The organism is Pedobacter cryoconitis (genome assembly GCF_014200605.1).
Lineage (GTDB): Bacteria > Bacteroidota > Bacteroidia > Sphingobacteriales > Sphingobacteriaceae > Pedobacter > Pedobacter cryoconitis_B.
The window spans coordinates 104,362-125,993 of sequence record NZ_JACHCE010000006.1; the positions used below are offsets into that span (position 1 = coordinate 104,362).

Annotated in this window: 16 protein-coding genes; 7 read left to right on the top strand and 9 right to left on the bottom strand. The window is 38.6% G+C overall.

Annotated elements, in window-relative coordinates; genetic code table 11:
• Positions 1-28: 28 nt before the first annotated feature.
• The 5 genes from HDE68_RS18030 to uxuA all read right to left on the bottom strand — a co-directional run bounded on the left by HDE68_RS18030 (position 29) and on the right by uxuA (position 5,950).
• Complete coding sequence (locus tag HDE68_RS18030; protein WP_183883625.1) at positions 29-910, bottom strand: inositol oxygenase family protein; 882 nt, start codon at positions 908-910, stop codon at positions 29-31.
• A 115-nt stretch (positions 911-1,025) separates the two neighbouring features.
• Positions 1,026-2,402, bottom strand: coding sequence for an MFS transporter (locus tag HDE68_RS18035; protein ID WP_183883626.1), 1,377 nt, complete (start codon positions 2,400-2,402; stop codon positions 1,026-1,028).
• 41 nt (positions 2,403-2,443) lie between these two features.
• Positions 2,444-3,265: an SDR family oxidoreductase gene (locus HDE68_RS18040; protein WP_183883627.1), complete on the bottom strand. Its 822-nt coding sequence runs from the start codon at positions 3,263-3,265 to the stop codon at positions 2,444-2,446.
• A gap of 15 nt (positions 3,266-3,280) precedes the next feature.
• Positions 3,281-4,693, bottom strand: coding sequence for a glucuronate isomerase (gene uxaC / locus HDE68_RS18045; protein WP_183883628.1), 1,413 nt, complete (start codon positions 4,691-4,693; stop codon positions 3,281-3,283).
• A gap of 51 nt (positions 4,694-4,744) precedes the next feature.
• Positions 4,745-5,950, bottom strand: coding sequence for a mannonate dehydratase (gene uxuA / locus HDE68_RS18050; RefSeq protein WP_260171802.1), 1,206 nt, complete (start codon positions 5,948-5,950; stop codon positions 4,745-4,747).
• 326 nt (positions 5,951-6,276) lie between these two features.
• On the opposite strand from uxuA, the gene HDE68_RS18055 reads away from it, so the two are divergent.
• The 4 genes from HDE68_RS18055 (at position 6,277) to HDE68_RS18070 (ending at position 13,685) form a co-directional block, all read left to right on the top strand.
• On the top strand, positions 6,277-7,293 hold the full coding sequence (locus HDE68_RS18055; protein WP_183883629.1) for a LacI family DNA-binding transcriptional regulator: 1,017 nt from the start codon (positions 6,277-6,279) through the stop codon (positions 7,291-7,293).
• Positions 7,294-7,763: 470 nt separating this feature from the next.
• Positions 7,764-10,895: a SusC/RagA family TonB-linked outer membrane protein gene (locus HDE68_RS18060; protein ID WP_183883630.1), complete on the top strand. Its 3,132-nt coding sequence runs from the start codon at positions 7,764-7,766 to the stop codon at positions 10,893-10,895.
• Positions 10,896-10,907: 12 nt separating this feature from the next.
• Positions 10,908-12,449 (top strand): RagB/SusD family nutrient uptake outer membrane protein, encoded by a 1,542-nt coding sequence (locus HDE68_RS18065; protein WP_183883631.1) that lies wholly within the window; start codon positions 10,908-10,910, stop codon positions 12,447-12,449.
• Between the two features lie 54 nt (positions 12,450-12,503).
• Positions 12,504-13,685 carry a hypothetical protein gene (locus HDE68_RS18070; protein WP_183883632.1) on the top strand — a complete coding sequence of 394 codons (1,182 nt, stop codon included), beginning with the start codon at positions 12,504-12,506 and terminating at the stop codon, positions 13,683-13,685.
• Position 13,686: 1 nt separating this feature from the next.
• Here HDE68_RS18070 and HDE68_RS18075 read toward each other — a convergent pair whose 3' ends face one another.
• Complete coding sequence (locus HDE68_RS18075; RefSeq protein WP_183883633.1) at positions 13,687-14,964, bottom strand: condensation domain-containing protein; 1,278 nt, start codon at positions 14,962-14,964, stop codon at positions 13,687-13,689.
• A 220-nt stretch (positions 14,965-15,184) separates the two neighbouring features.
• On the opposite strand from HDE68_RS18075, the gene HDE68_RS18080 reads away from it, so the two are divergent.
• From HDE68_RS18080 to HDE68_RS18090, 3 genes are all read left to right on the top strand, one after another.
• Positions 15,185-15,658 (top strand): lipocalin-like domain-containing protein, encoded by a 474-nt coding sequence (locus tag HDE68_RS18080; protein ID WP_183883634.1) that lies wholly within the window; start codon positions 15,185-15,187, stop codon positions 15,656-15,658.
• 125 nt (positions 15,659-15,783) lie between these two features.
• Positions 15,784-16,125 (top strand): PadR family transcriptional regulator, encoded by a 342-nt coding sequence (locus HDE68_RS18085; RefSeq protein ID WP_183883635.1) that lies wholly within the window; start codon positions 15,784-15,786, stop codon positions 16,123-16,125.
• On the top strand, positions 16,122-19,325 hold the full coding sequence (locus HDE68_RS18090; protein WP_183883636.1) for a DUF2723 domain-containing protein: 3,204 nt from the start codon (positions 16,122-16,124) through the stop codon (positions 19,323-19,325). Before HDE68_RS18085 ends, HDE68_RS18090 begins: the two co-directional genes overlap by 4 nt.
• A 101-nt stretch (positions 19,326-19,426) precedes the next feature.
• Here the strand turns inward: HDE68_RS18090 and HDE68_RS18095 are convergent, their stop codons facing one another.
• The 3 genes from HDE68_RS18095 to HDE68_RS18105 are packed head-to-tail and all read right to left on the bottom strand — an operon-like array spanning position 19,427 to position 21,573.
• Positions 19,427-20,701, bottom strand: a complete 1,275-nt coding sequence (locus tag HDE68_RS18095; protein ID WP_183883637.1) for an MFS transporter — start codon at positions 20,699-20,701, stop codon at positions 19,427-19,429.
• Positions 20,702-20,706: 5 nt separating this feature from the next.
• Positions 20,707-20,931: a hypothetical protein gene (locus HDE68_RS18100; protein ID WP_183883638.1), complete on the bottom strand. Its 225-nt coding sequence runs from the start codon at positions 20,929-20,931 to the stop codon at positions 20,707-20,709.
• 51 nt (positions 20,932-20,982) lie between these two features.
• Complete coding sequence (locus tag HDE68_RS18105) at positions 20,983-21,573, bottom strand: TetR/AcrR family transcriptional regulator (RefSeq protein ID WP_183883639.1); 591 nt, start codon at positions 21,571-21,573, stop codon at positions 20,983-20,985.
• Positions 21,574-21,632: the final 59 nt, after the last annotated feature.

Below are 21,632 nucleotides of genomic sequence, written 5' to 3' on the forward strand. Positions count from 1 at the left end.
CTAAAAGAAAGGAGCTGTATCAGCTGATTTAAAACCGCAATTTTGCTGGCAGATATTTAGCCACCAGCTGTTCATAATAAGGTTTTAGCTCTTTCCAGTCTGGCGGAACCGGGCTTTTAGAATACAGATCAAATGGATTAAATAAGTTTACCCATTTAAACATTTCCTGATCATGTTCACTCATTAAATGTTCATAGGCATGCTCCCGGTGCTGCGGATAAAATGAATGATAACGAAGCATATATAAAGCTGGTTCCGGCAAATAATCCTTTAATAAATGATAAACATACTCATCATGTCCCCAGGTCATGATGACCTTATCCAGACCACAATTCGGTTCATAGATACCATATTTTGTATTATATAACGGGTTATTAAGATCAGGGTTTTCTGCAAAAAATTCAGAAAAGACTATTTTTTCAGAAAAAGCACAGCCTACCGGATAACTATCTCCCACTACTGCCCACTGCGGTTCACCAAATAAACAAAGGACCTTTCCCATATCATGGAAAAGACCAGCCAAAACCATCCAGTCGGGATGGCCCTGACTGCGAATTGCTTCACTGGTTTGCAGTAAATGCTGAAACTGGTCAAGATCAGTATCCGGGTCTGAATCGTCAACCAGCTTGTTAAGGAAATCAAAAGCTTCCCATACAGACATTTCCATTTTGTCAAACTTTAGATATTCAGTTTTTTTCTGCTGTACAAAGTCAAAAGTCTGGTTGATATGCTGCAACCGGTAAAACTCTTTTACAGATGCCTTTTCAGCATTTTCATAATCTCTGAATTCGGCTGCATCTTTTGCCTGAGAAATAGCATTTGGGTCTGGATAACGTTCTAATAAATCGTCCTCCCATGCCTCAAGCGAACTTAATGGATTTTCCTGATCTGATTTGATTACTTCTTTCATTTTTTCTTTAATAAATATGAAACAAACTCTATCTGCAACTCAGCTGACTATGAAACAATTACAGCAACTGTCTTTTCCCTAATTTAATAAAAATCGGGGAATTATTTAGTTTAAATTACAAATCTGTAATCACTTTATACCTGGGTACTAAGAATTTCATTACCGTCCAGGCTACCACATAAGTCACCGCACAGATCGTAAACATAATGGTATAACCTGTTTGTATATGTCCTAAAGATTTATAATAATCAAAAAGTCCGCCTCCCAGTTTAGACATAAATACCCCGCCTAAACCACCGGCCATACTGCCTATACCAATAACAGAACCTATACATTTCTTAGGAAACATGTCAGAAACTGTTGTGAAAATATTAGCAGACCAGGCCTGGTGAGCAGAAGCACCAATTCCGATCAAAATCACAGGTGCCCAGACACTCAGGTGTCCTAAAGGCTGTGCCAGCAAGACGACCAGTGGAAAAAGGGCAATAATAAACATCGCTTTCATCCTCCCGTCATAAGGCGTATACCCCTTTTTTATAAAATACATAGGAAACCAGCCGCCGCCAACACTTCCGATCATAGTCATACTATACAGCACGGCTAGAGGGACCATAATATCCGTATTGTCCATTCCATATTGAACTTTCAGATAAGAAGGAAGCCAGAACAGGAAAAACCACCATACCCCATCTGTCATAAACTTTCCAAAAGTAAATGCCCAGGTTTGCTTATATCCTAAAAGTTTAAACCAGGAAACTTTCTGATGATCAGCAACATGCTCAGCAACAGGCAGAGCAGATTGCTCATCCGGTTCAAACTGAATATATTCCAGTTCCGGTTTAGCTAAACGTTTCTGTTGCTCAGGTTTCTCATAAAAAATGAACCAGAAAAACAGCCATATAAAACCAATGGCACCGATAATCATAAATGCAGATTCCCAGCCCCATTTTTCAGCAATCCAGGGAACAGTTAAAGGAGCCAGAATGGCCCCTACATTAGCACCCGAATTGAAAATACCTGTAGCCAGTGAACGTTCCTTTTTAGGGAAATACTCTGCTGTCGCTTTAATTGCGGCAGGAAAATTTCCCGATTCACCAAAAGCCAATACAGCCCTTGCACACATAAATCCGAGTACGGAAACAGAAATACCTGTAATGCCCAATACCGCCAGTGCAGCAGACAATCCTTCCCCTAAAAAAATAGCTTTTGCATGCAGGATAGCTCCTAAACACCAGATAATTAAGGCTACTGCATAACCCCATTTAGTTCCAAGGCGGTCAACTATTCTACCCGCAAAGAGCATTGAAATCGCATATACCAGTTGGAAAGCCGAAGTAATATTTGCATAATCACTATTTGTCCAGTTAAATTCTGCCTCCAGCCTGGTATGCAGGAGACTCAGAACCTGTCTGTCAAGATAATTTACTGTTGTAGCAAAAAACAGCAAGGCACAGATTGTCCAGCGGTAATTACCCACTTTTGTTTGGTTCATTATATTTGGTTATTGGTTTAGGTTTAGGTTAATTATATTGATCAGACACCTCCAAAAACAGAGAATCCTCCATCTACACAGATCATTGCTCCGGTAACAAATTGAGAAGCATCACTTAAAAGCCATACCAGGGCACCCTTTAGCTCATCAGGATGACCAAAACGTTTAAAAGGAGTTTGTGTAATGACCAAACCGCCCCTATCTGTATAACCACCATCAGGTTTAGTTAACAAATCACGATTTTGTTCTGTAAGGAAAAAACCTGGTGCAATCGCATTCATTCTGATCCGGTCACCAAAACGATTAGCCATTTCAACAGCAAACCACTGGTTATAGTAATCCACTGCTGCTTTACCCATATTATATCCAAGAACCCTTGTAATAGCCCTTTTGGAATTCATAGAAGAAATATTCACGATACTGCCTTTACCTGTTTCAGCGATAGCAGCACCAAATATTTGCGAAGGAATAATTGTCCCCCATAAGTTCAGGTCCATCACTTTTTTCATGCCCTGCAGGTTCATCTCAAAAATATCTTCTTCCGGCTTTAGTACTCCTTCAGGCTGATTACCGCCCGCAGCATTTACCAAACCATCTATTTTACCAAAATGAGCCAATACTTGCGCTTTACATTCCAGCAGCTGGCTTTCATCCATCACATCGGCTACAAGGGCCAAAGCTTTCCCTCCCGATTGATTAATTGCATCAGCACGTTCGTGGGCAACCTGGGCATTTCTGCCCAAAATACCTACCGAAGCCCCTGCTTCGACTATTGCATTTACAAATGCACCACCTAAAATTCCGGTACCCCCGGTTACTACAATCACCTTATCTTTTAAGGAGAACGAATTTTCTACTGACATATAATTTGATTAGTCTTAATTATTTAATCCAAAATAGTTTTTAGCATTATAATAACAGATGTCCTGGATCATTTTACCTACCCACTTTTCATCATCAGGTAATAAGCCCATTTCCATCTCCGAGCCAAAAAGATTACATAATATCCTTCTGAAATACTCGTGGCGGGAGTAAGATAAAAAGCTTCGTGAATCGGTCAGCATTCCAATAAATGTACTGATTACCCCCATATTGGACAGCGCATTTAACTGCTTCTCGATACCATCCTTCTGATCCAGAAACCACCAGCCAGATCCAAACTGCATTTTACCTTTTACCCTGCCATCTGCAAAATTCCCCATCATCGTTGCGATCATCTCATTATCGGCAGGATTCAGATTATAAACCACTGTCTGAGCCAACTGATCGGTTAAACTCAAATGATTTAAAAATGCCGTTAAACTTTCTGCATGTTTATAGTCACCAATAGAATCAAAACCAGTATCAGGACCTAATTTATGAAGCATCCCCTTATTGTTATTTCTGAGTGCGCCAATATGAAATTGCTGTACCCATCCCTTTTCATGGTACATTTTGCAAAGTTCAGTTAAGACAAAACCAATAAAAGCATCCGGATTGGAAAATACCGCCTGATCCGATTTCAAGAAGATTTTGAATTCTTCTTCCTCCTTTGGGCTCAAAATAAAATGGTTTGGTAAGGTGCTTAAACCATGATCAGATATAGAACACTGATGCAGGTCGAAAAAATCAACCCTATTTTTTAAGGCTGCCAGAAGAGAAGAAATATCTGTAATCTCTACTCCGGATTTCTCAGTCAGTAACTGAAGATATGCTTTAAATGAACCAGGTTTCCCAATAGCAAAAACCTGATCAGGTCTGAAAGATGGTTTTACCTTAATTTCAAAACCATCTTTGTTTAATTGCTGATGATAAATTAAATGATCACATGGATCATCAGTTGTACTGAGCATCTCTACTTTAAATTTTTTCAGTAATCCACGGGAAGAAAACCCGTCCTGGCTCAAAAGCTCATTTGCCTGCTCATAGATCCTGCCTGCAGAATCTGTATTTAAGTATTCCTGGATACCAAATGGATTTTTAAGCTCCATATGTGTCCAGTGAAATAATGGATTTCTCAATGTCGAAGGCACAATATTTGCCCAGGCTTTAAACTTTTCATAATCAGCAGCACTGCCAGTAATCAGATTTTCATCTACACCCAATGCCCGCATTGCCCTCCATTTATAATGATCACCTTTTAACCAGATATCTGTCAGATTAGCAAATTTTTTGTCTTCTGCAATTTGCGAAGGTGATAAATGATTATGGAAATCAATTACAGGCAAATGTTTTGCATATTCATGATAAAGCAAAACAGCCTTTTTATTAGTCAGTAAAAAATCATCAGTAATGATAGTACCTGCTGTCATATCAATTAGTTTTCTGTTTAATATTTGGTTAAAACAAAATATCTTTTAAAGTTATTTATTACTGATTAAGTATTCATTAAGAATACCAAATTCAAGCCCTCTGAGCTCTGCCAAACCCTTTAACCGGCCAATAGCAGAATATCCCGGGTTAGTTTTCTTACGCAGATCGTCCAGCATCTGATGACCATGATCCGGGCGTACAGGTATACTCAATCGTCTTTGCTGCTGCTGATTAAAGATTTCTTTAACCACCTGATACATATCAACGTCGCCTTCCAAATGATTATCTTCAAAAAAATCACCGTCCGGATTTCTTTTAGTACTGCGCAAATGAATAAAATTAATACGTGCTGCAAACTCTCTTATCATTCCCGGAAGATCATTATCTTCACGCACACCGAATGAACCTGTACAAAAACATAAGCCATTGTTCAAAGATGGCACAGCCGAAAATATTTTCCTTAAATGTACAGCAGTACTGACTACACGGGGCAAACCAAAAATTGCATAAGGCGGATCATCAGGATGCACAACCATTTTAATTCCGCAGGCATCAGCTACAGGCATAATTTCTGAAAGGAAACAGATCAGATGAGCAATCAGTTTTTCTTCATCAATTCCCTCATATTGATCCAAAGCCAATTGGAATTGTTCCAGCGTAAAGCTTTCTTCACTACCCGGTAACCCGGCTATAATATTACGCTGCAACAGCTTTCTCTGCGCATCATCAGCATTTTCAAACCATGCTTTTCCTTTTGCTATTTCTTCTTCCGTATAACTATTTGAAGCCCCGGGTCTTTTTAAGATAAAAACATCAAAAGCACATACAGCAGCTTTTTCGAACTTTAATGCCTTAGCCCCACCTGGCAGTTCAAAAGCCAGGTTGGTACGTGTCCAGTCTAAAACAGGCATAAAATTATAAGTCACCGTAGTTATGCCACAAACAGCCAGGTTTTCTAATGACTTTTTATAATTACTGATATAAAGTTCAAAATTTTCAGACTGTGTTTTGATCGCTTCATGCACTGGCAGGCTTTCTACAACATCCCAGCGCAAACCTGCATTCTCTATCAGTTGCTGATGTTTTTTGATCTCCTGAATTTCCCAGACTACCCCATTTGGGATATGATGTAAAGCACTAACAATACCACTGCAGCCGGCCTGTAAAATATCCGGCAAACTCACCGGGTCATTCGGGCCAAACCAGCGCATGGTCTGGGTCATTTTATATATTACTGGTTTTTCTACTCCACTCATTATTTAATACTTTCAATAAAATTATTCTTAAAATCCTTTGTTAGGCTATCGCAATTTATAAAAGGCTAAATGTATATTTCCTATAAAATCTCTGACAATAGCCTGTCAAACGTTTAGTTCTACGTTTCAAACGTTTGAAATAAATCAGGTTTTATACCCCTTTTAATCGCATTTAATATATTATTCAATATCAGATTTATTTAATAATTAAGATCCGGGAATAGATTTTAATTGTTAGATTTTTATCAGAAGACACCTCTATCAGCTATATCAAACGTTTGATATTGTTTATTATCTTTATATTTAGAGGATCGTTAACTATCCTAATGAGTACAAAAACACCAGTCACACTAAAACTTTTAGCTCAAAAGCTTAAAATATCGATCTCTACAGTATCAAAAGCTCTTAACGACTATCCTACAATTAACGCTTATACTAAAGAGAGAGTAAAGCAAATGGCAGCAGAGCTGCATTTTACGCCAAACAAATCGGCACTTAATCTGCAGATCCAGAAATCCTATACTATTGGTATCATTTTACCCGATTTAATGGATCATTACTTTACAAGAAGTATTTTCGGGATCGAGCAGTATGCACGCCAATATGGTTATAATGTAATTATCGGTCAATCTTATGACGACTTAAAGAAAGAAGTTGATCTGGCTAATATGTTATTGAAAAGCCGTATTGATGGATTAATTATTGCAATTTCCAAAAACACCCAGAATTTTGATCATTTAGATATGTTTGAAAATTTGGGATTACCTATTATATACTATGGCAGAAACCCAAGTTTTAATTTAAGCTGCCATAAGGTATTAAGCAATACTTATCAGGGCTGCTACAAAGCAACAGATTTTTTAATTAAGCGTGGACATAAAAGGGTAGCTTATCTGGGCGGGCCAAAAATGATCAGTTTTACGCATGATAGATTTAAAGGTTACATCAATGCACTAAATGATAACCATACTCCTTTTGATGCCAGTCTTGTTGCCTATACAGATTTTGATAAGACAAATACCAATGCTGCAATCAAAGAGCTGTTCTACAATAGTGAAAACCCACCTACTGCATTGGTTGCTTTTAAAGAACAAATCCTTTTTGATGCCATGAAATATCTTCGTTCCAATAAATATGAGAAAATGGACCAAACCGAATTTATTGGTTTCGGTAACATGCCATTTATCAGATACCTGGACAATCCACCTCTTGCATCAATTGAAGAAAATCCAGAATCCATGGGCGAAAATGCGATTAAACTGCTTCTTAAACTAATAGATCAGAAAACAGAAGCTACAGAATACCAGGAAGTCATGGTAGACTGTGAGTTGGTGATGCATTAATACCAATCAGTCAAATATTTTTCAAATCAAGGTTTACAATTTATTTTCTTAACAAAAAATAAATTGTAAACCGTCACGTCCCCGAATTTCGTTTACGAGGTCAATCCAGACCATCATCTTTACCCATACAGGCTTTCATCATACAGCGAAACGCAGGACTCCCAAAGCCATTTAAAAGAGGGTAAGCTTCATTAAGAAGCACTTAAAAGCCTGATTTATTTCAAACGTTTGAAATCAGGAAAAAAGCGTATAACAACCCTATTCTGATAAATTCTATCCATAGGATAATCCATCCTTTTATAAATTGCGATGATGTATCGGATTGTTTTTTATTTATAAACCTTAAATGATTAACATTTTTGAAATCAAATAACCAAATAATGACAATCAAAATCACTAAAAAACAAAACTGCCTCATCTAAACGCGCAATCATTAACTAATCAAATATTAATTTTAAATCCCAAAATGTATGAAAGGAAGATTTACTCTAATTTTCTTAATCACCTGTCTGCTATTTTTCCCCGCAGTATTATTTGCGCAGGAAATTAAAGTAGCAGGAAAAGTAACAGACCAGTCAGACGGGCAGCCGCTTCCTGGTGTTACAATTACTATAGATGGCACCAATAAGGCCACCTCAACAGACTCTTATGGAAAATTTACTATATCCGCTCCTATAGGTGCAAAATTAGTTTTCAAATTAGTTGGAATGTCTAATAAAACAGTGACCATCACAGACAACGGCCTCATCAACGTATCCTTAGCAGATGATACAAGAGCTTTATCGGAAGTTGTAGTGGTAGGTTACGGTGTACAGAAAAAAAGTGTAGTAACCGGAGCTATCTCTGGTGTAAAAGCTTCTGATCTGGAAAACCAGCCTGTTACCCGTATTGAACAATCTTTACAAGGAAGAACATCTGGGATCACCATTGCGAGCAGTTCAGGCCAGCCTGGCGCTGCAGCAACAGTAAGAGTGAGAGGGATCAGTTCTTTCAACAGAGATGGTAATGGTGACAACAATCAACCTTTATGGGTTGTAGACGGTGTTGTGATAGATAACGGAGGGATTGGTTTCATTAACCAGTCTGATATAGAATCTATTGAAGTACTGAAAGATGCAGCTTCACAGGCAATTTATGGTGCAAGAGCTGCAGCCGGTGTAATCCTTGTGACTACAAAAAAAGGTAAATCGGGTGCTATCAAGATAAATTATAACGGATATTATGGCTTATCGGGACCATCTAAAAAACTAAAACTACTGGATGCAAGTCAATATGCCACCATTCAGAATGAGCTCAAAACAAATGCAGGCAAACCGGCTACTTATGCAGATCCGCAATCTTTAGGTAAAGGTACAGACTGGCAGGACCTGATATTTAACAATAGTGCAAAAAGACAATCACAGGAATTCAGTCTGAGCGGAGGTAACGATGTATCTACCTTCTATACCTCTGTTGGATATCTGCAACAGGACGGAATCGTAGCTACGGACATTTCTAAATACAAAAGAACAAGTATCCGTTTGAATTCTACTCATAAATTAGCCAAATGGTTAACCCTGGGACAGAACCTTGGTTTTTCACATGACAAATCATTAGGATTGGGAAATACCAATTCCGAATTCGGAGGCCCACTAAGTTCGGCAATCAACCTGGATCCTATTACGCAAGCAGTAATCACTGATCCTGCAGCAGCAGCTCTATCGCCATACAATAGAACTGATATTGTAAGAGATGCACTGGGCCGTCCTTATGGGATCTCTCAGTCTGTCGTACAGGAAATGACTAATCCGCTTGCCTACATGCAAACCAGACAAGGTAATAACAACTGGAGTGACAATATCGTAGGAAACGTTTATGCGGAATTAAAACCAATCGCAGGCTTAACCTTAAGATCTACCCTGGGTACCAAATTAGCTTATTATGGCAATGATACCTTCACGCCACAGTTTTATCTTAACTCTTCATCAATTAGTACTCAAACTTCCTTTAACCGTAAACTTAACCGCGGTATCAGCTGGAATTTAGAAAATACAGCTTCCTATACCAAGGCCTTTGACAAACATAATTTCAATGTTTTGGTAGGTCAGGGTTTATATTCTGACAATAACAATATCGGTACAGATATAACTTATTTTGGAATTCCAGTAACTACATTTAAAGAAGCATCCTTAAATTTTAAAGTTCCTAACGAAAAGAAAGTATCCTATGGTTCTGAAGGAAACATACATAGAGTAGCTTCCCTATTTGCCCGTTTAAATTATAATTATGATGAAAAGTACATCATTGAAGGTGTAGTCCGCAGAGATGGTTCAACACGTTTTGGTTCCAACTACAAATTTGGGGTTTTCCCATCAGTTTCAGCTGGCTGGGTAGTCTCAAAGGAAGACTTCTTCCCTAAAAATGACGTCATTAACAGTTTGAAATTCAGAGGTGGATATGGTGTGGTAGGTAATGATAACATTGATGATTTCCAATATGTTCAGCTTATAGGTGACGGACGTGATTACACTTTCGGTAGTGATCAGGTTTATAACATTGGCTACAGCCCTCAGACCGCATATGCGAGTCCTAATTTGAAATGGGAAGAGACAAGAGCAACCAATATTGGTATGGACTTAACCCTTTTCAAAAACTTCACTTTAACAGTAGAATGGTATAATAAATTTACTAAAGATATCCTTCAGAAACCACGTATCCCATCTTACCTGGGTTCTGCAAACAATCCTGCTGCAAATATTGCAGACATGAAAAATAGTGGAATAGAGATCGAATTAGGCTATCGTAAAAAAATCGGAGAGGTAAATTTCAGTGCAAATGGTAATTTCTCTTACCTGAAAAACGTAGTAACTAATTTGGGGGATGGTATCGAATTCTTATCAGGAGGCCAATCTTTCAAAGCAACTACCTATCCTATTACCCGTACTATTGTAGGACAAGCATATAATTCATTCTATGGTTTCAAAACCGCAGGCATTTTCCAGACTCAGGCAGAAGTAGATAGTTATGTAGGTCCAAAAGGAAAAATCCAGCCGAATGCAAAACCAGGGGATTTCCGCTGGGTTGATACAGACGGAGATGGTGTAATCAGTGAAAATGACCGTCAGGTTATTGGTAACCCTACTCCTAAATATTCATTTGGAATCACACTGAATGCATCCTATAAAGCATTTGATATCAGCATATTCGGACAAGGGGTTGCAGGAAATAAAATTTTTCAGGGATTACGTCGCCTGGATATCAGTAATGCAAATTACCAGACTAGTGTCTTAAACCGCTGGACAGGACCAGGAACAAGCAATACTTATCCAAGAATTGTAGACGGAGACCCGAATAAGAACTTCACTAATCCTTCTGATTTCTACCTGGAAAAAGGAGATTATTTCAGAATAAAAGTTGTTCAGATAGGTTATAACCTGCCAAAAACTACCATCAGTAAAATAGGAATGCAACGTGCCCGTGTTTACGTCATGAGCGAAAACCTGGTTACCTTCACTGGATACTCAGGATATGACCCGGAAATTGGTGGCGGCGTATTAAGCATTGACAGAGGTATCTATCCTCAGGCAAGATCATTTATGCTTGGTTTAAATATTGGATTTTAATAAAACACAGAAATGAAAAGATATATAAAATATACAGCAGGGTTTTCAATTGTACTTTCTTTATTCAGCTCCTGCAAAAAATTTGTAGAGAGTGATCCGAGAGGCCAGTTTACACAAGAAAATTATTATAGAAATCAGGCAGAGGTATTCAATGGTTTAGTTGCTGCTTATGACCCGCTTGGTTTTCAGGGAGGCGATTATGTAACTAAAGTATCCGCAATGAGTGCAGGTTCAGATGATAATCTTGCTGGTGGCGGAGGTTCCAGTGATTTTGTTCCGTTACAAGCGATCTCCAATTATTCACTGATTCCTGCAAATGGCCCTCAGGACGCATTATGGAAAGGTGGATTTTTAGGTGTATACAGAGTAAATATCCTGCTGTCAAAAATAGATGCAGCAACTATGCCCGACGATATCAGACTAAGATATAAAGCTGAACTTAAAGCACTAAGAGCGTATTATTATTTTGATCTTGTACGTCTTTTCAAGAACATCCCGCTCATGCTTACGCCAGTTGACCCTAAAGATGCTTATAATATATTACAGGTTGCACCAGAGGTTGTTTATGCACAGATAGAAAAAGACCTGAAAGAAGCTATCGCAGAAGACAAATTGCCTAATACTGTTCCAAAAGCGACTGAAGCAGGAAGAATGACTAAAGGTATTGCACATGCCCTGTTAGGTAAAGTATATCTTTATGAGAAAAAGTTCACAGAAGCCGCCACTGAACTTGCTTTAGTGAATGGAGTTCCGGGGCAAATGAATTCAGTTTACGGTTATAAATTGTTAGATGACTTTGCTGCGCTTTGGAAAACTGCGAACAAGTTTAATACAGAGTCAATATTGGAAATTGCCCATACTTCTAAAGGTAATGGAGGCTGGTCTTGTATTGAATGTACAGAAGGAAATTTATTGAATATTATGCTTGCCCCAAGAGCTTATACTGGTTTATTACCAGGAGCACCGGACTATATATCCGGATACGGTGCATTGATAGTTACTAAAAACTTTTTTGATTTTATCCATTTTGACCCACGTAATAAAGCTTCTGTGGCCAACCTGGACAGCTTGAAAAAAGCAGGAATTGCCAAATACGACAACAGTTATGAAAACACAGGTTTTTTCGTCGAAAAATTTGCAGGCAGAGCATCAGACAAATCAACAGGAGGAGGACCTTCAGAATTAAACTACCCGCAAAACACCTATGAAATCAGATTAGCAGATACTTACCTGCTGGAAGCTGAAGCCCTGGTACGTGGTGGCGGAGATCTTTCCAGAGCAAGAGCTTTAATTGCAGCTGTAAGAAACCGTGCTTACAAAGATGGAGCAGATCATTCTGTTGACGCTACACTGGATAATATAATTACAGAAAGACGCCTTGAACTTGCTTTTGAAGGCCACAGATGGTTTGATTTGATCAGATGGGGCAAAGCGGGTACAGTGCTCGCCTTTAAAGGCTTTATAACAGGTAAACATGAAATTTTGCCTATTCCTCTGAAAGAACTTGAAAATACTCAACTTGTTCAAAGTAAAGAATGGGGCGGGACAAAATAAGCAGATTTTAAATATTAAAGCTTGACATAAGGTGAATGTAAAAACATTCACCTTATGCATTTAATACAGATGAAAAAACGGTTATTCTTCACATTGAGTATCATAGGGCTGATTGTAGTTTTCCTGACGCAATGTATGGACTTTAGGAAAGCCGCTCCCGCAAATGAGAAAACATTCGCGGGAGCGGCAACCTGCAGAACATGTCATCAGCAGATCTCGGATTCTTATCTTCAGAACCCGCATCAGCAAACTACCCATTCTATCGGTATTCAAACATTGGGCACACCAACACCTGATACTTATTCTTTTAATGACCATTTACAGGTGAAAATAGAAAAGCAGGGTGACGCCATGTATCAGGTAGCCTATATGGATGGTAAACAAACTACAACCCGCCGCATCGATATCTCAATTGGTTCAGGAGAAAAAGCAATTACCTACGGTACCTGGGAAGGAAATCAGCTAAAGCAACTCCCTCTCTCCTATTTTAAACAAATCAAAGGATGGGCAAACAGCCCTGGCTTCCCACAGCATACTGCATATTTTGGCCGGATCATCGATGCCCGCTGTCTGGAGTGTCACAGTTCTTTTGTTGACCGCAAAATAATCCAGGATGACCCGTTAAAAGTAAAAGAAGAACTGGTTAGCGGATCTCTCGTTTATGGGATAGATTGTGAACGCTGTCATGGCCCGGCAGGAAAACATGTAGAATTTCATTTGGACCATCCTCAGGAAAAAGCGGCAAAGTATATTGCACTTTATCAAACACTCACAAAGAAACAGAAAATGGATGCCTGCGCGGTTTGTCACGGAGGAAACGATATGGAAATATTAAAATCTGTTTTCGCTTTTAAACCAGGTGATGATCTGCGTAGTTATTATACAAATGCATCAGGGAATACGGCTAAAAAAGCACCGGATGTACATGGTAACCAAAGTGATATGTTAGCCGAAAGCAAATGTTTTATTCAAAGCAAAACGATGGATTGCACTAACTGTCACCAGACACATGAAAATTTAAAAGGAAATCTGACCAGCTATTCCAAACGCTGTATCAGCTGCCATGCAACGATTAAACATACGGCCATCACTTTGAAAAATGCTGTAGTCAAAACAAATTGTATTGATTGTCATATGCCTAAACAGAGCTCAGGTGTAATTTCCTTTCAGCAGGCAGGAAAAACCGGTACTTCAGCTTATCAGTTAAGGACGCATAAAATTGGGATCTATCACTAATTCAGCAGTAGATTTCAGGCACACCAGTCATCTCCTTTAAAATACGCATTGCCTGCTCTTTAAGTCCTGTGGCTTCTTCATACTTTAAAAAATATTCATCAGACGTAATTATAAAATCAAGCTGTCCTTTAAAGGCTGAGGCAAATAATGCAGATGGATTTCCAAAAGGAAATATCGTCACAGGCGAATACAATTTCTCAATTTCAATTGGACCATATCTTTCTTTAATACCTACATGCCCCATATTCGAGAAAGTAAAATCATGAGCCCCGGCATCCGATTTAGCATATTTTGCAAGTTTAGGCCCTAAAGATGAAAGGTAGTCGCTAAGCATAAAGATTCTGTTGACATTTATTTTGTTGATTTCCAGCGTCAGTTTATCTTTAAATAAACGTACCTGATCCCAAAAAACAAGCTTACCCTTCTTTTTAAAGCTTAATCCAATTGTTGCGGGAAAAGCAAATAACATATCATTTTGAATTTCCGGAACAAATTTCCGTATATCTGCAGCACAATAAAGCTTGCCATATGATTTGAAAGATGTAATACTATCAAATGCTTTTAAAAACACAATACTTAAAAAAGCATTTATAGAAGCGGCCTCTTCTTTACATTTCTCAAAAATCAGCGCAGAGATTTTCTGATCTAATTTCCACTGGAGTAAATATGGTTTGGTCCTTTCTATCTCTTTTTTTGAAGATATGATCAATAACATCAGTTTTGTCAATTTCTTAACCGCAAAGACTATCAATAGATTTTTTTTACTGCGTTTGGCAGCATCAGGGATAAATTCGTGCAATGAATTAAATGATTCATATGTACCAATCTCTAATTGGGGCTGTGCTAATAAACGAAATGTTTCATCCAAAAGGTTTAATATCCCTCTTCCATCACATATACAATGGTGGCAAACCATAATCAAATCTGAAGCAGCAGGAGAATTAAGATAAACAACCCGCATCAATGGTCCATTTTTCGCATTAAAAGCAGTAATACATTCAAATGTTGTTTCTTTTTTCCAATCCTCATCCGTATACCTTTCAGCAACCCTGACTGGTATCCCGCTTATATTTTCGGATGTCATAAAATAAGGAACGCCAGCAGCATCTTCTAAAACATTAACTTTCAGCAAAGGATGTCTGGCTTGTATTTTACACAAAGCAATATGCAGTTCATCCAGCCGAATATTACCTTTAATTTTAACTGCGGCAACAGCATTTACAGCCGTCTTTCCATCGCCATACATAGTCCCTTCAACTAAGGTCAGCTTTCTCTTCATTCTGTTTATATCTGGTTTGATAAAATTACCCGATATGACTTCAGATTATCAAGCGTGCAACTACGCAATAATTAGCAGAATCAGCACAGTAAAACTACCCTGCATAACGCTTAGTTTAATTTAAATTCAGGATCTACAATTAGATTTACTAGATTGTATCTGATTTAACCAATCAATTAAAAACCTCTTAAATAATAAATTAACCCCTTAACCAAACAACATGAAATTTCAATTATTACTTCTGGCAGGACTAACAGGTCTGGTCGCCTGCAAAGACAAGTCATCAACGATTCCTTTATCCCCGACAGAATTAACTAATCAATCTATTAATGGTACATGGAAACTGGTTTCCAGTAAAGTGACCACAGGTGAAAAAACAGAAGTTACCTATCCTGTAAAAGGCCAGGAAATGATTAAATTATTCAATGGCTCACACTTCGCTTTTTTCAAACATGATTTAGTAAAAGGTGCTACTCCTACCCCCGTTTATGATACAGGTGCAGGGACTTATACACTTAAAGGTGATCAGTACCAGGAACACTTAGACTATTGTAACTATCGTGACTGGGAGAACAGAGATTTTAAATTCACATTGACCCTGAAAAATGATACAATCACACAAAAAGGTATAGAGAAAATTGACAGTCTGAATATCAATCAGGAAATCGTTGAAATATATACCAGAATAAAATAATCTGCTGCTTAAAAAGGCTGCCTTTAAATCATTTTTTTCGGAAACCCCGAAAAGTGTCTGTTAAACGATTAAAAATCAACATACATAATTTTCCTATGTATATAAGAAAATTATATATTTGTATCATGAGTACAGCAAACGGAATGTTAAAAGGCAGCCTTCAAACTATCATTTTGAAACTGCTTCAGGGAAATGATAAAATGTATGGTTATGAAATCACACAGAAGGTAAAAGAAATCACCAGTGGAGAAATTAAACTTACAGAAGGTGCAATGTATCCCTGCTTACATAAAATGGAAGCAGATGGTTTATTATCAACCAGTACAGAGCTGGTAGATAACCGGGTCCGTAAATACTATACGCTTACTACAGCGGGTAAAAAAGAAGTAGAAAATAAGCTGCAGGAAGCGGAGAGCTTTATTGGAAATCTGCAATTACTGCTTAACCTGAAATCTAAACTCTCATGAAGCTAACCGCACAGCAGCATTTAGAGATCCGTCAGCATCTTCTGGGTTTATCACTGACAGAAGATACGCTTGATGAATTATATGATCATCTCATTACTTCACTGGAACAAAAACCAGCCTCCGCAAAATTCAATATGACGCAGGTGCGTGAACTGATTGATACAGAATTCAGTGTGCTCATTAACACACCCGAAGAAAAAAAGAAATACCGTCGTATCAATACGATTGCCGGCTTTATACTTTTTGGCATTGCACTGCTTACTTACTGGTTAACAATGGAGCCTACTGCCAGCTTTTATGACTGCGGAGAATTCATTGCTACTGCCAACAGATTACAGGTTGGCCATCAGCCAGGGGCACCGCTCTTTTTGATGATTGGTAAATTATTCAGTCTGCTTGCGCTGGGCAACACTGCTAAAATTGCTTACTGGATTAATTTCAGTGCTGTTCTTGCCAGTGCTGCCACCATCATGTTTCTTTTCTGGACAATTACAGCCCTTGCCTCAAAAGTCTACAGGAAAGAACGGGTCGGGACAAAGACATTCAGTATTATAGCTGCCGGAGCTATAGGTGCCCTGGCCTATACTTTTTCCGATACTTTTTGGTTTTCTGCTGTGGAATCAGAGGTTTACGCCCTTTCTTCATTGTTTACCGCCGTGACCTTCTGGGCTATCCTCAGATGGGAAAGTGAGACCAATGACCGCTGGCTGGTTTTTATTTCTTTTATAGTAGGCCTTTCTATTGGGGTGCATTTACTGAGCCTGCTCACAATTCCTGCGGTGACCCTGGTCTATTACTTTAAAAAAGCAGCGAAACCAACAATTGCAGGTACCATCAAAGCCTTCCTGATTGGCTGTGTGATCGTTGGAATTGTACAATTTGTACTCATCCAGTATTTTGTTCTTTTTGCAGCACAGGCCGATTTACTGTTTGTCAATACTTTTGGCCTTTTCTTCGGCTCAGGGGCAATTACTTTTATTTTACTTTTTTTCACCGCAATCTGCTGGACCATAAATTATTCGATACGCAAACGCAGATATAACCTGAATATGGGACTGCTATGCCTTGTATTTATACTATTTGGTTTCAGTTCCTATTTAATGATCCTGATCAGGGCAGATGCAAAAACCAATATTAATTTAAGTAACCCGGATATGCCCTTTTCTCTTTATGACTACCTGGGAAGAACAAATTACGGGTCTGCTCCATTGATTTACGGGAATACTTTTGATGCTAAAGCCATAGAAAACAAGGAAACCGGAAATACTTACCGAAAAGGGGCTACAAAATATGAAGTGTCCGGAAAAACCTATAAAACTACTTATGATAAAAACCTTTTCTTTCCAAGGACTTTCAGTCAGAAACAGGGCCATGATAAATATTATCAGCAATGGCTAAACCTGAATGAAGGACAAACACCAACTTTTACCCAGAATCTGAGCTTTTTCACTTCATGGCAGCTAGGGTTCATGTACTGGCGTTATTTCTTATGGAATTTTGTGGGCAGACAAAACGATGTTCAGGGCAATGGAGGTATAGACAATGGGAACTGGATCTCTGGTATAAAACCATTGGATGCCATACGTTTAGGAAACCAATCTGCATTACCTGCAACCATCACCACTAATGCAGCCCACAATGTTTATTACGGGTTTCCGCTGATTCTTGGAATAGCTGGCCTGATTTGGTTATACCGCAAAAATAAGATGGATGGAATAGTCGTATTGACTTTATTTTTCTTTACCGGAATTGCGATCATTCTTTATCTCAACCAGGACCCGTTGCAACCAAGAGAAAGAGATTATGCCTATGCAGGTTCATTCTATGCTTTTGCCATATTTATTGGCTTCGGTGTACTGGCCTTCAAAGAATTACTCTCCAAAATTGCAAAACAGAAAGTCAGTCTGATGCTGGCTACAGGTATATCTTTACTGGCTGTTCCTGTATTAATGGGGATACAGGGATGGGATGACCATAACCGTTCCCAGAAATACACCGCTACAGACTGGGCAAAAAACTATTTAAACTCCTGTGCCCCAAACGCTATTCTTTTCACGAATGCAGATAACGATACTTTTCCGCTTTGGTATGCCCAGGAAGTTGAAGGTTTCAGAACTGATGTCAGGGTAATTTGTGTACAATTTTTACCTGATGCCTCTTTTATCAATCAATTGAAAAAACAGGTCAATAAATCTGCCCCCCTACCGGTTACTATGGGTGAAGAGAAATATGTATCTGGTGTCAGGGACTATCTTCCTTATGTAGATTACGGATTAACTGATAGCGTAGAGCTGAAAGATCTGTTTGCAGTCATGACTTCTGATGCTCAGGAAGACAAAGTACAAATGAACGATGGATCATTTATGAATTTTCTACCCACTAAAAAGTTAAAACTAACCGTCGATTCCGAACAGCTGGTCAAAACACATACCATTACCCCTGCTCAAAAGGCTAATGTTGCCCGGGAGATGGAATGGAATTTTAACAAATCATATGTCAGTAAAGGCGATCTGGCTTTATTTGATATCCTGATCCATAATAACTGGGAAAGACCGGTATATTTTGCTACCTCAGTATCAGATGATACTTATGCAGGTCTTGACAAATATCTTTACCTGGAAGGTTATGCTTATCGCCTGCTTCCATTTAAAACCACGGCAGACGATGTACGGGATAAAAGTGAGAAAACCAATTCGGATGTCATGTATGCCAATGTGATGAACAAAATAGATTACTCCGCATTTAATAAAGCGTCCTTTCTTGATCCTGAATCTAAAAGAATTGTATTTTCTACCTGGGGATTCAATAATACACTGGCAGCCAATCTGATTATGGAAGGCAAGCCTGTACAGGCAAATCATGTGATGCAGAAATGTTTAAAGGACTTGCCGCTAACCAATTATTCTGTCAGGGATACCCTGAACAGGATTTATACCATTCAGAATTTATATGCACTGAACCATATCAAACAAGCGAATCAGCTTACTAAAGAAACTTCTGATTTTCTTGCTCAGGAATTCAATTATGTGTGTACCCTTAACCCCGAATTTCAAAGGACCTATTTACAAAATACCAGGTTAAGCTTATATATTTTAGGCGAACTCAATAAACTGACAGCAGGCTATAAACAGCAAGAAATGAACCGGCTGATTCAAGGTGTATTCAATCATATGATTGATAAATCAGGGATCAGAAGTTAAATATCATTGATTTAAACTGGTCTGATCAGGGATCAGCTTTCCTATCAAAAAAGGGGTTTATCACTATGATAAACCCCTTTTATTTAATGAATACCGTTTGATTAAAACTCAGCCAGCATCACTTCCGGCTCTTCAGCCAAAGGAGCCTTCACTGGTTTCTTTTTAGCCAGTTGATTCACCCTGTACATCAGAAAAATACTGACCAGGGTAACCCCTACTACCACAAAACCTACGATATCGTAATGTTCTATAGGACTGAATTTAGTTTGCTGTACAACGATCATACCTGATACTGCCGCAGCTACCCCACCGGCTATCTGCTGCATGGAAGAGTTGATACTCATAAATGCACCTCTGTCTTCCACATCAGGAATTGCACTCGTCAGCGCAGAAGACGGCACCATTCTGCTCATAATTCCTATCATCATCAATACATTCAGAATAATTACAATCCAGAATGGTGTCGCTGACAGATTCGTATAGGCCACACAAATCAGCATAGTCCAGACCGAAGCAAGACTAAAGATCCTGAATTTACTCACCGTATCACTTAAACGGCCTATCAATGGCATAATTACCAATGAACTTACTCCGGAAACCATAAATAGGACCGGCAATTCTTCGGCTGTTACATGAAGGTTATTCACAGCAAACACACTCCCGAAAGGCATCATCATAAAACCGCCAATGGAAAGTGCTGCTGTTGCAGCGAAACCCACTCTGTAGTTTTTTTTTGCAATAGTATGCCACAAATGCTTAAATGCAGACTTATCCTGTTGTAAACCAAGGTGTTTATTGATTGGCTTGAGCACCGTTACAATTAAAGCAGCTATAATTACCGCCACCGCTGCAACCATAATAAAAGGAGATTCCCAACCCCATTTATTAGCGATATACAAACCTATTGGAATACCCAATACCTGGCTTGCACCAAAGCCCATCTGTATAAAGCCCATTACCCTTCCCCTTTGCTGCAAACTAAAAAGATCGGTAATAATAGCCATAGAGATAGAGCTGATTACCCCACCAAACAGACCAGTGATAATACGTGCAGCCACCAGCAGTTCAAAAGAATTTGCCAGGCTGCATAAAAAGGTTCCGGCGATGAAACCTGTATAAAAGAATAAAAGCAGTTTTTTACGATCAAAACGATCAGCAAAACCTGCAGTTAATAAACCTGAAATACCCGCACTAAAGGCATAAGCAGAAACCGCAATCCCAAATGAGGAGGGCTTCATGCTTAATGATTTGATCAGCATATCTCCAAGTGGAGACATCACCATAAAGTCTAGTATAACAGTAAATTGAGTCATTGCCAGCATAAAGATTACAATCTTTTGATAGCCTGAAAAAGGTGTTGTTCCTTCTGGTTTCATAAAATTTAAGTTAATTCATAGCACATATAGCCATGATTCCGGACCAGTTCGATAACCTGATGATGCTTTAAGCTATAAGAAACAATTCTTAAAACATAATCTTCATCGTCCAGGTCCACATTCCATTGTTCAATACATTTGTTTTCATCCAATAATGGCTGTAGAGCCTGTCTATCCTCTTCAGATTTTATATCTGTTCTAAAAAGCAGGATATGATTGAAATTTTCCATTTTTTGTCATTCTTAAATCTGTTTAAATACATAAATAAAATCATCTGACTTTTATTTCTTCAATCCTTTAACAACCAGATCAAAGGCCTCCCATAACATTTCATCCGTCAAACTGAATGGTTTACCAGCAAGGCTCTGACCTTCATTACTAAATTTAATCAGCGCGTAAAGCGGTGCAAAGGCAACTGACCAGTATACCTCAAAAGGCATCTCCTTTACCTCCCCGCGAGAGATAATATTGTCGTTAAATCTTTTGAATTTGCCCAGCGCATCTTCCATTAGAGTTGAGAGAAACAGGTCCTGGTAAACCGAAGCTCTCAGCTGCTCATTAAACTTACCCAATACCGGGTTATTGATCAGATCCCGATAACGGTTTTTCCATTGCTGGCGCAGCCCATCTTCAAAAGAAGCTTCAGGATCAAAATTGTGCAACATTGACTTCCCCATCATTTTACCATGTTCTACGGCAAGCTGTGAAAGCAGGTCATCCTTGTCCTTGTAATAAATATAAAGCGTGGCTACGGAAATGCTACAGGCTTTAGCGAGCTTATTCATACTAAAACTTTCAAAACCGCCATTTGCGATAGTTTCTAAGGCGATTTTTTTTACCAGATTCTCTTTCTCAATATCTCTTGTACGCATAATTATCAAATGATCCGTCAAATATAAGTGAATATTCATTCATTAATGAAATAATAAAT